General features: G+C 70.0%; 10 protein-coding genes. 2 read left to right on the plus strand and 8 right to left on the minus strand.

Annotated features, from left to right (window positions below):
• The first annotated feature begins 300 nt into the window (after nt 1-300).
• Nucleotides 301-1,029, plus strand: coding sequence for a hypothetical protein (locus WMF33_RS15265; protein WP_437337808.1), 729 nt, complete (start codon nt 301-303; stop codon nt 1,027-1,029).
• 134 nt (nt 1,030-1,163) lie between these two features.
• On the opposite strand, the gene WMF33_RS15270 is transcribed toward WMF33_RS15265, so the two are convergent.
• Together WMF33_RS15270 and WMF33_RS15275 are read right to left on the minus strand one after the other, a co-directional pair.
• Nucleotides 1,164-2,156, minus strand: a complete 993-nt coding sequence (locus tag WMF33_RS15270; protein WP_437337809.1) for a hypothetical protein — start codon at nt 2,154-2,156, stop codon at nt 1,164-1,166.
• Between the two features lie 65 nt (nt 2,157-2,221).
• On the minus strand, nt 2,222-2,665 hold the full coding sequence (locus tag WMF33_RS15275; protein ID WP_020735094.1) for a PA2169 family four-helix-bundle protein: 444 nt from the start codon (nt 2,663-2,665) through the stop codon (nt 2,222-2,224).
• A 300-nt stretch (nt 2,666-2,965) separates the two neighbouring features.
• Here WMF33_RS15275 and WMF33_RS15280 point away from each other — a divergent pair, with 300 nt between their 5' ends.
• Nucleotides 2,966-3,232: a hypothetical protein gene (locus WMF33_RS15280; protein WP_061627755.1), complete on the plus strand. Its 267-nt coding sequence runs from the start codon at nt 2,966-2,968 to the stop codon at nt 3,230-3,232.
• 82 nt (nt 3,233-3,314) lie between these two features.
• Here WMF33_RS15280 and WMF33_RS15285 read toward each other — a convergent pair whose 3' ends face one another.
• The 6 genes from WMF33_RS15285 to WMF33_RS15310 form a co-directional block, all read right to left on the minus strand.
• On the minus strand, nt 3,315-5,084 hold the full coding sequence (locus WMF33_RS15285) for a metallophosphoesterase (RefSeq protein WP_437337810.1): 1,770 nt from the start codon (nt 5,082-5,084) through the stop codon (nt 3,315-3,317).
• A gap of 141 nt (nt 5,085-5,225) precedes the next feature.
• Entirely contained in the window at nt 5,226-9,032 is a 3,807-nt protein-coding gene (gene mfd, locus WMF33_RS15290) for a transcription-repair coupling factor (RefSeq protein ID WP_437337811.1), read from the minus strand.
• A gap of 551 nt (nt 9,033-9,583) precedes the next feature.
• The gene (locus WMF33_RS15295; RefSeq protein WP_437337812.1) at nt 9,584-10,507 is read right to left on the minus strand and encodes a transposase; all 924 of its coding nucleotides are present in this window, start codon (nt 10,505-10,507) and stop codon (nt 9,584-9,586) included.
• Between the two features lie 1,191 nt (nt 10,508-11,698).
• Nucleotides 11,699-12,571, minus strand: a complete 873-nt coding sequence (locus tag WMF33_RS15300; RefSeq protein WP_437337813.1) for a hypothetical protein — start codon at nt 12,569-12,571, stop codon at nt 11,699-11,701.
• The gene (locus WMF33_RS15305; protein WP_437337814.1) at nt 12,568-13,170 is read right to left on the minus strand and encodes a hypothetical protein; all 603 of its coding nucleotides are present in this window, start codon (nt 13,168-13,170) and stop codon (nt 12,568-12,570) included. The genes WMF33_RS15300 and WMF33_RS15305 overlap by 4 nt, the downstream gene beginning before the upstream one ends.
• A complete protein-coding gene (locus WMF33_RS15310; RefSeq protein WP_437337815.1) occupies nt 13,167-13,643 on the minus strand; it encodes a hypothetical protein in 477 nt (158 codons plus the stop codon). Before WMF33_RS15310 ends, WMF33_RS15305 begins: the two co-directional genes overlap by 4 nt.
• Nucleotides 13,644-13,714: the final 71 nt, after the last annotated feature.

The raw sequence follows: 13,714 nt of genomic DNA on the forward strand, positions 1-13,714 counted from the left end.
GCGCGCAGCGTCAGCCGCGAGGTGGCTGAGTCGATGACTCGGGGTCGCCATCAACGGGTGGACACTATCCGGCGGTGCCGGCCGAAGAGCTCTTGTGTCCTACATGAGCACATGAAAATGAATCAACGCCTCGGGAAATGTTCGAAGCATGTTGACGGATGCCGTGTATTGACAGTAAACATTGGATGCTAGGCTCGACCCGACCAGGTGCGATTCTCTTGCTGTACACGATCGACCTCCTCAACCGAATCTGCTCGGCCTGCGGAACGGCAACGTGGTAACCGTCAACCGAGGTACTTCATGCTCAGCAATGCTGCTCGTCTCCTGATGGTCTCTGCTGCTGCTTCTCTCGTCGCGCTCGGCGCCGCGCCCGCCGAGGCGTGCCAGGAGATCGCTGATGAGGCGATCGTTCTCGCCAACGCTCAGACGCCGCTCGCCAGCGGCGCCGCGCTCTACACGCTCATCCAGAAGAATGTCTGGAGTTATCCGTCCTCGGACATCGCCTTGCTCTGGGGGTCACCCAGCCCGAGCTCCGGTGTCTACTACGATAACGCCGTCGATCTGATCGACGTCGCAGGCACTGACCCGGGCGATGACTTCACGCCGATCGCGAGCGTCGCGGACATCCTCCCGGGCGACGTCCTGGTGATCGACGCGACCGGCACCTACAGCGGGCACACCGCCATCGTCACCGGGCTGCCGCAGCAGATCACCGCGCTCAACCCGAAGATCAGCGGCTCCACGCAATGGGCGTTGCCGATCGTCGACTCCACCACCTCGGTGCATGGGTGCAGCACCGTCTATGCCGACAGCCGCTTCGTCGCCTCGGCGCCAGGCTCGTGCACCGGGACGTTCAGGGGCGGGGTGGGGACGGCCTACATGCGTATCTATGCCGATGCGACGACGGGAGCCCTGACCGGACACACCTGGAGCGTCACCTCGGGCGGCACCTTCTACGCGCAGAGCGGGACGACTTACCCCGTGCGCTCCTTCGTAATCGCCAGGCAGCAATCCTGCCCCCTGCTCTGATCCGCCGCTGAGCGCCGCGCCGGCGCGCGCCTGCCGAGCGCCGGCGCGCGCCTGAGATCAACGAGCGCTCTCGTCGCTCCGCGCCTCTCGAGCGCGGACGTCCTCGCCTCTCGCGGGCGCGGAGGACCTCGGGCTCACCGCATTCCCTGCTTCTGATCAGCCGCGGGCACGCGGCAGAGCTGCGCGATGCCGCGGCCGCTCAGCCTCTCGCTCGTCAGCTCGAACTGCGGCACATACATGCAGAAGCGCCCGCTCTTCTGGGTCGCGATGCTCGCCCGGCGCGAGATCATGCCCTCGAGCTCCGAGCGCGTGACGGCGGTGTCCGTCTTCAGCGTGTCCGTGACCCGGAGCTCGGGCGTGTTCGGGCAGCTCATCGAGGCGGAGACGGTGAGGTTGGGCTTCACCCTCTCCTGGCCGCCGGCCCCTGGGCCTGCCTGGCCCCCGCCCTGCGCGCCGTCCGCCTGGCCGCCGCCGGCCTGAGCGCCTGCATGGGCCTGGCTGCCGCCCTGAGCGCCGCCGGCCTGGCTGCCGCCTGGAGCACCGCCCGCCGGAGCCTGGCTGCCGCCGGTGTCACGGCTGCCATCCTGAGCGCCGCCGGCCTGAGCCTGGCTGCCGCCGGTAGCGCCTTGCGCCGCGCCGCCGGTCTGGCCCTGCGCGCCCGCGCCGCCTCGCCCCTGAGGGCCGCCGCCCGGCTGAGCGCCCGAGGGCTGCTGCGCCTTGCCCGCCGGGGCCGGGTCGATCCGGCCGTTCACGGAAGCGGTGTAGGTGCACCCTTCCTCGACTTTAAATGAAATCTGCTCCTTGAGCGTCATCGCCTTCTTCTGGCGTTGCCCCTGTTGTTGCTGCTGCTGCTGTTGCTGTTGCGCGCGTTGCCCACCGCTCGCGCCAGGCTGGTCGCCCTGCTGCCGCGCGCCGCCCTGTTGCGCGCCGCCCTGCGCCGCCCCGCGGGCGCCGCCCTGGTGCCCGCTGCCGCCCTGCTGCTGCGCGCCGCCCTGGGCCGCTCCCGGCGTGCCCGACTCGCGCTGCTGCGGCGGGCTCGTGCTGCCCGTCTGAGCGGCCGAGAGCGCCGGCGCGGCCGCGAGCACGCCCATGGCGAGCGCGAGATGAATGGACCGATTCGACTTCATATTACCCCCCCAGCGTAAAACCTGTTTCCGATCGTCTTCGTCACCACCTCAGGCCGACCGTCCGCCTAGGCGGCCCGCTCCCAGACCTTCCGCGACAGCGCGTCCTTGATCCACGCGAGGTGCCGCTGCTCATCGGCGTAATTGCGCTCGACGATGGCCCGCGCCTCGGTCGTGAGCGACTCGTTCAGCGCCCCCTGGTACTGCCGGTTCGTCAGCTCCTCGTTGCCGCGCATCGCGAGCAGCGCGCTCTGATCTCCCATGCTCGTGATCGCCGTGAACCCTTCGATGAGCTTGCCCTTGAGGTCGCGGCTCGCCGCCGGGGCGCCGCCGAGCGACGTCACGTGTGCGCTCAGATCCACGACGTGGCGCCCGTGATCGTCCCTGAACCTCGCGAGCATCTCCCTGGTCTGAGCGTGCTCGCACGCCTTGATGGCCTGGTCGTAAGCGGCGATCGCGTCGCGATCGAGCTGGATGAGATCGTTGAGCACCTCGATGACGTCTCTCGCCATGATCGACACTCCTTCCGGGGTCGCGCTCCGCGCGGACCCCCCCGCCGACCACCTTGGGCATTTGCGCGGGGACGCAAGCCGCGCGCGGGCTGTGCGCCGAGCCTGGCGCCGCCGTGGCCGCGCTCGGCTCGACGGCCCGCGACGAGCCGCGGCCGGCGGCGGTCGCGAGGGGCTGCCTGGCAGCCCGTTCAGCCCGGCGGCCTCGACCTGGCACGGACCGTGAACCCCGTCGGGAAACCCTGACGACCTCCGCGGACCGACGCGGCCAGCGCCGGCCACGTGGGGAGATGGGATGTGCCTATGAAACGCTCTTTTGGCTCCTCGATCCGCGCCGCGCTCGCGCTGCTCCTCGTCGCCGCCTCCGCGGCGTGCGCCGAGGGGCTCGCGAACGCGCCGAGCATCAACCGCGAATGGACCCCGGACGACCGCGAGCACGACGCCATCGCAAACGGCCCGCGCTCGTGCCCGAGAGAAGGCCCGGATCCGCTCGCGCCCCCCGGCGAGCAACGCGAGATCTGTCCCAAGGTCTCTCCGCCGACCCTGCCCAACCTCGCCGCCACGCCCTGACCGCCCGATCGAGGCCGTGCTCGCCACGACGACGGCAGAATGTCCCGGTTGAGGCGAACTGCCTCAACCCGCAGGAACGATCCTACGGCTCTGGGGCGCCGTCCTTCACCGTGGAACCGGCCGCAGAGGGGCGGCTCCGCGGCTCGCCGGCGGGGCACTCGCGGAGCCCGGCGTCCGCCGGGGCAGGGGTGGACCGGTCGGTCCGGCGATGCTGCGGCGCGATCGGGATCGTGACGGGCTCCTCGATGAGCTCCGGGGCGAGCGCGCCGCCTTCGGGGACGAGGCGCGGCTCGCCGGGCCTGCGATCCTCGGCCACTTTCCACGCGCGCGGCACATCCCGCAGGCCGACGGGGTAGATGGTGAGCCCCTCTCGGTGGACGTGAATCCGCAAGAAGTTCTTGTAGTCCTCGATCTGGAGCGCCGAGAACGCCTCGTTGCCGTGGCGACGCGCCACGTTGAGCGAGATCAGGAGGTAGATGCCCATCAGCGTCGACCCGACCACGGCGCCGGTCACGCCGACGAAGAGCGTCACGCCGATGATGCTCCACATCGACTGGAGGTTCCGGACGTCGACGCCGAGCAGGGCGCCGCCGGCGTACGCGAGCCCCAGCGCGGCCCCGAGGTGCGCGAGCGCGTGGAGCGAGCCGGCGAGGCGGCGATACCAGGTCTTGTGCGTGTCGGTGAAGACGATGAACACGAGCAGGACGACGAGGACCCACGCGACGGCGCCCGGACCGGGGCGGGGCAGCGTCAGCGAAGAGAGCATGTAGACGAACGCCGCGACGGGCCAGAAGCCGAGGTTGTATCGGGCGAACAAGAGGTTGCGCCAGGTGAGGCGGCGCGACTCGGACTCCGACGGAAATGACGCCTTCAGGGTGTAGGGGCGCTGGTCCGCGCCCGCGCCGGAGCGGACCACGGCGACCGGCTCGCCGTGGGTCGGGTGGAGGAACGCGCCGCCGCCGCCGGCGATGATGTTTTGCCGGCCGTCCGCGGACTCGTGGCGTCGATAGTGGTGCAGATCTCCGGCGATGCGCGCGACGACCTCGATCCCGGGCCGCGCGTCGGCGAGCTGCTTCTCGAAGAAGGCGAGGTTGCTCTGGAGATCGGGGTTGTAGATGGCGCCCTTCACCCAGTCGGGCTCCGCGGTGCAGAGGACCACGCGATCCCCGTCGCGCATGTCGTGCCTCGCCAGCTTGCAGAAATACTCGATCTGCGGTTGATCGATGTCGGACTCCAGCTGGATGTCCACGCCGAGCAGCCAGAAGCCGTTGGGGAGCCTCAGCGCGAAGTAGCTCCGCGACTGGAGCGTCTTCCACGCGCCGAGCGTGCGCTTCTGGCCGAAGAGGCGCATGAAGCTCATCAGCCCGTCGTACCAGTCGTGATTGCCCGGGATCGCGAACAGGTGAGGCGGCTCCTTCACGTCCGCCTTCGGGAGCGCGGCCGCGTAGGGCTCGACGAGGCGCGTCCAGTACGCCTGCCGCGTGGCCGAGGGATACACCTGGTCCCCGCCCATGATCAGCACGTCTCCGCGCCGCGTCTCCCGGCCGCCGAGCGAGAGCGTCGGCCGGGCGAGCAGGCTCGCGATCGCGTAGGTGGGGTTGAAGCCATCGCCCGTGTCCGCCACGTAGTCGATCCAGATCTCGTCGCGCGTGAGGCCGTTTCGGACGGCATAGTCGAAGGGCGGCTGCGGCCCCGCGATCGCCTCGATGAGCCGGAAATCGCCGCGCGCGCCGATCAGGCGGGAGACGGTCAGGTCGAGCGCGGCGCGGGCCAGCTGGAACGGGCTGTACCAGCTCGTCATGGTGCTCCGCTGGAGCGCCTCGAGCCGCTCGCGATCCCGGCGATCGGTCATCCATTCCCTCCCGTAGCGCAACGGTATCACCGCCGGAGCGCGGCGTCGCCTCCGCGCCGCGGGGCCGGATCGTGGTCAATCCCGCGCCGCGAGCTCACCGGGGGATGCCGGGCAGCCCCGGAGGCCGCGCGGGGCGCGCGATCAGGCGCCGTCCTTGAGGCAGTTGGCGAGCTCGCTGAGGAGCTTGTCGGTCGCCTCCAGCCCGCTCGTGAAGACCTCGCCGTCCCTGGGGCGACGGGAGAGCCGCATGTCGGGCGAGATCCGGTAGGGCGAGCCCTTCGGTTGGACCAGCCGGAGCACCTTGGCGTGGTCGAGCGGGGTGTCCTCGCGCAGGTGCAGCGTGACCCCCTTGGCGCTCGCCTCGCACGCGAGCGCCTTCAGCCGGCGCAGCTCGGTCTTCAGCCGCATGAGGTGCACGAACCGGCGCGCCTCGATCGGCGGCGGGCCGAAGCGATCCTCCATCTCGACCGCGAGGTCCTGCACGTCCTCGGCCGAGCCGGCGCTGGCGAAGCGCTTGTAGAGGGAGAGGCGTACGCCTACGTCGGAGATGTACTCCTCTGGCAGGAGCGCATCGGCGTCGAAGGAGAGCTCGGTGTCGACGTCGTGGACCACGGGCTCGCCGCGGAGCTCGTGGACGGCCTCGTCGAGCATCTGGCAGAAGAGCTCGAAGCCGACCTGGGCGACGGTGCCGCTCTGCTCGGCGCCGAGGAGGTCGCCGGCGCCGCGCAGCTCCAGGTCGAGCGAGGCGATCTGGAAGCCGGAGCCGAGCTCGGTGTGGCGCTCGAGGGCCTCGATGCGGGCGCGGGCCTCGTCGGTCATGGCGTTCGGGGGCGGGACGATGAGGTAGCAGTAGGCCCGCTCCTTGGAGCGGCCGACGCGGCCGCGCAGCTGGTAGAGCTGCGAGAGGCCGAACATGTCGGCGCGGTCGATGAGGATGGTGTTGGCGCGGGGGATGTCGAGGCCGCTCTCGATGATGGCGGTGGCGCAGAGGACGTCGTAGCGCCCCTCGACGAAGTCGAGCATGGCCTGCTCGAGGTTCTGCTCGCTCATCTGGCCGTGCGCGACGCAGATGCGGGCGCTCGGGACGAGCTCGGCGAGGCGGGCGGCGCGCTCGTAGAGGCCCTCGACGCGGTTGTAGACGTAGAAGACCTGGCCGCCGCGGCCGAGCTCGCGGAGGACGGCCTCGCGGATGACGGCCTCGTCGTGGCGGGTAACCACGGTGCGGATGGCGCGGCGGTCGACCGGGGGGGTGGTGATGATCGACATGTCGCGGAGGCCGGAGACCGCCATCTGGAGGGTGCGGGGGATGGGGGTGGCCGAGAGCGTGAGGACGTCGACGTTGGTCTTGAGGGCCTTGATGCGCTCCTTGTGGGTGACGCCGAAGCGCTGCTCCTCGTCGACGACGAGCAGGCCGAGCCGCTTGAAGTGGATGTCCTTGGAGAGGAGGCGGTGCGTGCCGATGACGACGTCGACGCTGCCGTCGCGGAGGCCGCGGGAGACCTCGTCCTGCTCCTGCTTGGTCTGGAAGCGGGACATGGCGCGGACCTCGATGGGGTAGGAGGCCATGCGGGACTTGAAGCTGAGGTAGTGCTGCTGCGCGAGCACCGTGGTTGGACAGAGGACGGCCACCTGCCTGCCGGCGTTGGCGGCGCGGAAGGCGGCGCGGATGGCAACCTCGGTCTTGCCGAAGCCGACGTCGCCGCAGACGAGGCGGTCCATGGGACGGCCGGACTCGAGGTCGGCCGCAACCTCGGTGATGGCCCGCGCCTGGTCGGGCGTCTCGTCGAAGGGGAAAGTCGCTTCGAAGGCATGGTAATCGTCGTCCGGAGACGGAATGGGCTCGGCCGTGGCCGCGCGGCGCTCGGCGTACAGGCGCAGGAGCTCGTCGGCCATCTTACGGACGCTCTTCTCGACGCGCGCCTTCGTCTTGGCAAAGGTCTGCCCGCCGAGCCGATCGAGCTTGGGGGCGCCTTCGCCGCCGCTGAATTTCTGGATCTGGTTGAGGCGGTAGACCGGCAGGTAGAGCTTGTCGCCGCCGGCGTACTCGACGGCGATGAGGTCGACCGTGGTTGCGCCGACCTGCTTGTGGACGAGGCCGAGGTACCGTCCGATGCCGTGCTCTACATGGACGACGTAATCGCCGACGCCCAGGTTGCGGAGGTCCTCAAGGAAGGCCTGCGCGGGCTTGGTGGCGGAGGCGGAGGCGCGAGCGGCGCGGCGGTGGGCCCGGGCTCCGAAGATTTCCTCTTCTGTGACCAGCGCTAGCCCCTCGGCCGGAGCGATGACGCCACGCGCAAGGGAGCCGGTGACGACGAGGGCGGTGTCGCGTGGGACGATCGAGCTGCTGCCGTCGAGGAACGCCGGGTCGAACGGACCGAGGTTGGCCTTCACCCGCACGTCTCGGTGGCGGAGCAGCGCAACCAGGCGCTCAACCTGGGTCTGTGCGCGCGCGGCGATTAGCACCCGTAGGCCCGCTTCTTGCCATGCGACGACGCGACGGACGAGCGGGTCCAGAGCGCCATGCTTGCCCCGTGAAGCGCGGGCTGCCTTGATGGCACGCTCGAGGTCCGACTGGTCCCGCGTGGCGATCGAGGGGGCATCCTCGGGGACGACCTCGAAGCGCTCCAGCGAGTCCTGACTTTCCACAGCGCCCTCAACCCCGGTGCGATGTAGCGCAACCACGGTGCGGTCCCCGAGCCACGACGCGACGTGCGCCTCGTCCTCGTAGAAGGCGCCGAGCGGGAAGTGCGGTTCGCGATCCTTGTGGCTCCGGTCGGCGGCGGCGCGACCGAGCTCGTCGCGCAGGGCGGCGGTGAGGGAGGCCGGATCCTCGAGAACGACGAGCGCGTCGCCGGGCAGGTACGAGCTGAAGGCGGCGAGGTCGATGTACGCCGGCAAATAGCCCTCCGCCCCGAAGAAGGCACGGCCGCTGGCAACGTCGTCGACCAGGGCGCGCGCCTTGGTCGAGGGGAAGTCGATGGCGTCGCACGCGGCACGGACGCGCTGGCGGGCGCGCTCGACATTGCCTGGCGTGAGGATCGCCTCGCGGGCCGGCGGCAGCCAGACCTCCTTCACGTCGGCGACCGTGCGCTGATCGTCGGGGTTGAAGGTCTTGATCGAAGCGATGACGTCGCCGTAAAAATCGATGCGCACTGGCAGCTCGGCCGAAGGCGCCCAGACATCGAGGAGGGCACCGCGCACGGCGAAGGAGCCAGGGTCCTCCACGAGGGGGCTGCGCACGTAGCCAGCGGCGCCGAGGCGGGCGGAGAGCGCGTCGCGATCCATCTCCTGCTCGGCGATGACGAGCTCGGCGTGATCGGTGACCTCGTCCTTGGGAACGACCTTGCGGGCGAGCGCGGCGACGGGGCAGACGAGGACCGACCACGGCAGGTCCATGCCGAGGTGGAAGAGTGTGGCGAGGCGGGTCTGGGCGCCGCGGCGGTCCGGGTTGACGTCCGCGTAGGGGCTGGCCTCGTTGGGCACGTAGAGGAGGACGCGACCAGAGGCCGTGGAGCCGGTGGCCTCGGCGTCGTCGGCGTTTCGGTCGGCGAGCAGGAACGAGGCGTCTGCTGCCAGGGCGCGGGCGCTGTCGACGTCAGGGGTGAGGGCGACGATGCGGCGGCCGGCGGCCGCTGCCACGAGGCGACGGATGACGAGCGCGCCGGCCGAGCCGGCTGAGCCCGTCACGTGGAACGTGCCAGGCGGCGCTGCGGCGAGCTCCGCGGCGAGATCGCGGGGGGTGACGATCCGGCGGTCCGAGGGGAGGTCGAACGACGGGAGCGGCTCGTGGTCGGCCGGCGTGGAGGCGGGAGGGCCGCTGGTGGAGGTGTCGTTCGAGGCGGTGTCGTCGAGGCCGCCTGAGAGCTCGCTGAGGGTAGCGGTGAGTGGGGAGCTTGCGGGGGAGAGGAGGGAGCGCTCGGAGGGCATCGGCGCAGCGCGGTCTAGCATGGGCGGCGCCATCCGACCCGACCGGGCGCTATCTGCAGCCCCGGACCGCCCCGGACCGGCTCCGCGACCCTGAGCGCATCCGCGAGAACCCCGACCGCACCTGCGGATCCAGCACGGACCCGACCGCGAGCGGACCCGGGACCGCGTGGTCCCGACCGCGAGCGGACCCGGACCGCGCGGTCCTGACCGTGGTTGCGGCGGCGGCGGCGGCGGCGGACCGCGGCGGCGGACCGTGGTTGCGGCGGCGGAGCGGCGGCGCACGCGGAAACGACCGTGGTTGCGCAACCGCGACCAGACCGCGGACACGACCGTGGTTGCGCAACTGCGACCAGACCGACCCGACCGAAATTGTGCAGTCCTCGGTCCCATCCAATCGCGCGCACAGGCGCAGTCCGGTCCTCCTCGGCCGCAGTTGCGCGTCCTCCGTGGTTGCGCCGGTCCTTCATCCATAGAGTACGTCGATACGCTTCAGCTCATGGTCGTGCGACGAGAGAGGGAGCACCCGTGACCGACGCTTCCTCCTCGTTGATGTTCAGGTATGATCATCCTGTCTATGCTTCGGCGAGCTCGCCGCGATCGACGCTAACCCCGTGGAACACACGTATCCACCATGTCCCGATGGGGAAGATTGTATCGCGTACACCAGCGCGCCATCGTTCAAGTGATCTGCGATATGCGGTGCGGAAGGCGTACATCGCGGCGATAGCATTGTTTCGCGCATCTGTTCGTCCGCGCCCAACCGCGAAAGTTGGGTTGAGGCCACGGATCGGTTCGATAGTTGTCGCGCGTTTGTAAGGGGAAATCTTGCCTGCTCGTGCACGCCCGAGGAAGCTAAGTCCCTGTTGCTTCAGGGTGGCACGAGCCTGCTTTTCGTGCAGATCGATCTGTACTGTGACCTCGCGCCTAAACCGCTCGGCGTCGCTGTCCGCGATCGTGGGCGGAAGTGTGATTGGTACGGTGGCTTCCTCGGTCCATTCGGGGTTCTTCGGATTGAAATAAATCTCAGGGCGTCGGGCGCGCAGTGTGCCGCAGCCGAGTTCGCGGACGAGCACTTTTGCGCCTGGCCATTCGTGAGCATGCTCGACGAGGCCGGCGATCGCCGGATTGGCAAGTGTGTAGGCGATCTTCTCCACCAACGCATCCCTTGTTGATAAGTGTACTACGCTCGTTGCCTCATGGTCCCATATTGGACCTTCCCAGGCTCGCAGGATTTTTGCTCCGAGCGCGACAATGCGGTGGAACCGCTGGAGGAAGCGTGGAAGCTCGCCACGCGTATCTGTGACAACAAGATGAAGATGGGTGGACATCACACAGAGTGCGTGCACGAGGACTCCATAGCGTTGTGCCGAGACCGCCAGGCTATAGACCACGAGTCGTGTGATGGCGGAATCGGGTCGGAGGAGGAAGTGTCGTCGCAGGACCCGGCGCGTGAGAAGGTAGGTAGCGCCAGGGACGATCGCTCGGGGTTGACTCATGTTCGTGGGCCATACCAAGAGTCGTGCCACGCTGCGAAAGCGGCTGATTCGGACGATGTTGACGCTCGGCGGGTGGCGGCCGCCACCCTCTCCGCCACGTCTCGCCAGTGGAGCAACGATCTCGTCGATCGGTAAGTGTGATTGGTCTAACAAATCTGAAATCGAGACGAAATGTGAAATGTGTTACATTGTTCGAGGATCCAAAGATCGAGAGATCCGAGATCCATAGATTCATCTCAGATTCATCTCAACGTGGTTCGAGGCCATCGCCGCCCGCCCGAACGGACCGCGCCCGAACGGACCGTGGTTGCGATTCGGCCCGCTCCACCCCACCAACGGACCGTGGTTGCGACCGCCCGGCGCGCGACCGCCTAACCGACCGTGGTTTCGGCCGCCCGCGACCTAACCGACCGTGGTTGCGACCGCCCCGAGGCCATCGCCGCCCGCCCGAACGGACCGTGGTTGCGATTCGGCCCGCTCCACCAACGGACCGTGGTTGCGACCGCCCCGGCGCGCGACCGCCTAACCGACCGTGGTTGCGGCCGCCCGTGGTTGCGGCCGCCCGTGGTTGCGGCCGCACGCGACCGATCCGACCGTGGTTGCGACCGAAGCGCGTCACGCCCGGGTTCTCGTAAAGCGGACTCCGGACATACCGGTTCCGGTACGAGCGGACCTGGCCGTCCTCGACCGCAATGCCTGGGCCATCCCGTCGCCGGCGAATGCATTGGGCGACCGTCCGGTCCGCGGCTTGACCCGTTGCGACCATACCAGCCCAACAGCTCGCTCGGGAGCTTTCCGAGCACCTCGCGCGGCTCCACGGTCACCTCCTCGGAGACCGGTGCGTTGTTGCCCAGCAGGTGAATGGGCGGACGGACGCCTGATGCGGTCGTCATGAGCTCTCTCCCGTGTTGCTGCGAGCAACCGACGTGCAGCCCCGACGTTTTTCCTTGTCAGGCTTGGTCTCTCGGCCCCCCTCAGCCGCCCGCCGGCGGTGCCTCGCAGCTGCGTCGCCGCCCAGGCCACCGCCTCCACGGCGCTGCAGCTGCGCCTGCGACCTCGAATCTCGACCGGCCGTGACCCCTCCCAGGGACGCGTGAGCCGGACGGCGCGCAGCGCAGCGGAGGAAAGCGAGGTGCGACGGCGCCTCGCGCGTCGCGCCGTGACGAGCGCCGCGTCGCCTCGCGCTCTCCGCTACAGGCGGATCCCGCCGCCCAGCGACGCCCCCCACACGGTGGCCCCTCGCTGCCCGGCGAGGCCGAACGGCGCGTCCACGTTGACCACGCCCTGCGCGCGCACAAAGACCGCCTCGAGCTCCGCGTGCGCGTACAGCGCCGCCGACCACTGCGAGAAATTGCGCCCTGCGAGGGGCGCCGACTGCGCGAGCATCTGTACCCGCAGCCCCGGCGTCACCGGCCCGAGCCGCAAGCCCGCGTGCGCGGCGGCCACGATCGCGAGCCGCGATGGAGTGGAGTTCACCGAGACGAGCACCGCAGGATCCAGCTCGGCGCCGAGCACCACGCGCGCCAAGAGCTCCGCCCGGCTGCGGAGCAGGAGCGCGATCGGAATCGCGTTCGGCGCCCACATCCAGGGGTCCGCGAACCCGCGCGCCGCGCTCGCGACCGCGTAGTTGTACTCGACCTCCGTGTTCGCCGGGATCGTCCCAGGGAACGTCGTGAGCGGCGGCGCAGCCCCGAGCCCCGCATGGATCGATCGCCCTCGCCCCTCGACCAGCGCCGCCTGCAGGGTCACGAACGGATTCCCGAACCGGAACGACGAGCGCCGCGCTTCGCCCTCCACCTGGAACGTGGTCCAGGCCGCGGTCACATCCAGGGTCGCGCTCAGCCACCCGTTCAGGCGAGCGCCCGCCGCCACCTGCGGGGCGACGTGCGCCGTCGCCTGCTCGCCGTCCTGCGGCGAGGCCGAAAAGACGCCGTAAAGCGCGACATACCCGCGGTCCTCCGGCCGCATCGGCATGTCGCCCACGCCCTGCGCCCGGGCAGGCGCCGCGGTCAGCGCGCCGGCCGCGACCGCGGCGAGCGCGAGCGCCCGCCCTCGCCCCCTCACTTCGTCCTCCGGAACTTCTGCACGCCGCGACCCCTCAGGCTCGTCACGTAGACGCTCCCGTCCTGACCCACCGCGATCCCGTGCCCCCAGTCGATCTCCCCGGGGCCGTCCCCCGAGGTTCCCCACCGGTCCACGATCTCCCCACCGAGGTTGAGCCGCAGCACATGCCCCCGCGGCCGCTCCGGATCCTGGTCGCCACCGTCGACCACGTAGACATGCCGATCGGGCCCGAAGGCGATCGCCCATGGCCGCCCCAGCGCGGCGCTCTTCCACTGCGCGAGGTAGCCGCCGTCCGCGCTGAAGACCTGCACGCGCGCGTTCTCCCGGTCCGCCACATAGACCCGCCCCTCGTCGTCCGTGGCGATCCCGTGCGGCGTATCGAACTGTCCCCGCCCGAAGCCCTTCTCCCCCCACTCCGACAGGAGCTCGCCGCCCGCGGAGAAGCGCGCGATGCGAGCGTGGTTGTAGCCGTCCGCCACGTAGACGTCGCCGTCCAGGCCGAAGGCGACGTTCGTCGGCCGATCGAGCTGCTCCGGGCTCGCCGCGCACCCGAGCCCCGCGAGCGACGCCAAGAGCCACACGCCGCTCCTCTTCTTCACGGCACCTCGCCGAGGGTCATCACCACCTTCCCCTCCGCCGTCAGCTTGAACACCCGGTTCTGCTCGGAGTCCGTGACCCACACGAAGCCATCCCGGTCGACCTCGATCCCGTGCGGATAGACGAACAACCCCTCACCCCACGCGTCGAGCAGCTCCCCCGTCTCCGGATCGAAGACCAGGATGGTCGCCTCCCCGATCGGCGCGTCGTTGCCCGACGCGCGCCCGGCCGCATGGCTCACCAGCACGCGCCCGCGCCCGTCCACCGCCACGTCGAGCGCTGGCCCGAACACCATCCCCTCGGGGACGCGCGGCCACCCGTCCACCACCTCGTACGGCCCCACCGGCGCGTCGTCCGCCGCCGGCGGCCGCGACGTGCACGCCCCCGAGAGCCCGCCCGCCGCGAGCGCGAGCCCCACCGCGAGCGCGCGCCCCCCGCGGCGCGCCCCGGAAGCCGCCGCCTCAGCGCAAAGCAATCCCATATCCATCCGGCATAACAGTGTTATGCTGCGCGCGTCAACGGGCGAAGCACGGACGTGGCAGGATC

It is taken from the genome of Sorangium sp. So ce394 (assembly GCF_051474665.1).
Classification (GTDB): Bacteria; Myxococcota_A; Polyangia; order Polyangiales; family Polyangiaceae; genus Sorangium; species Sorangium cellulosum_D.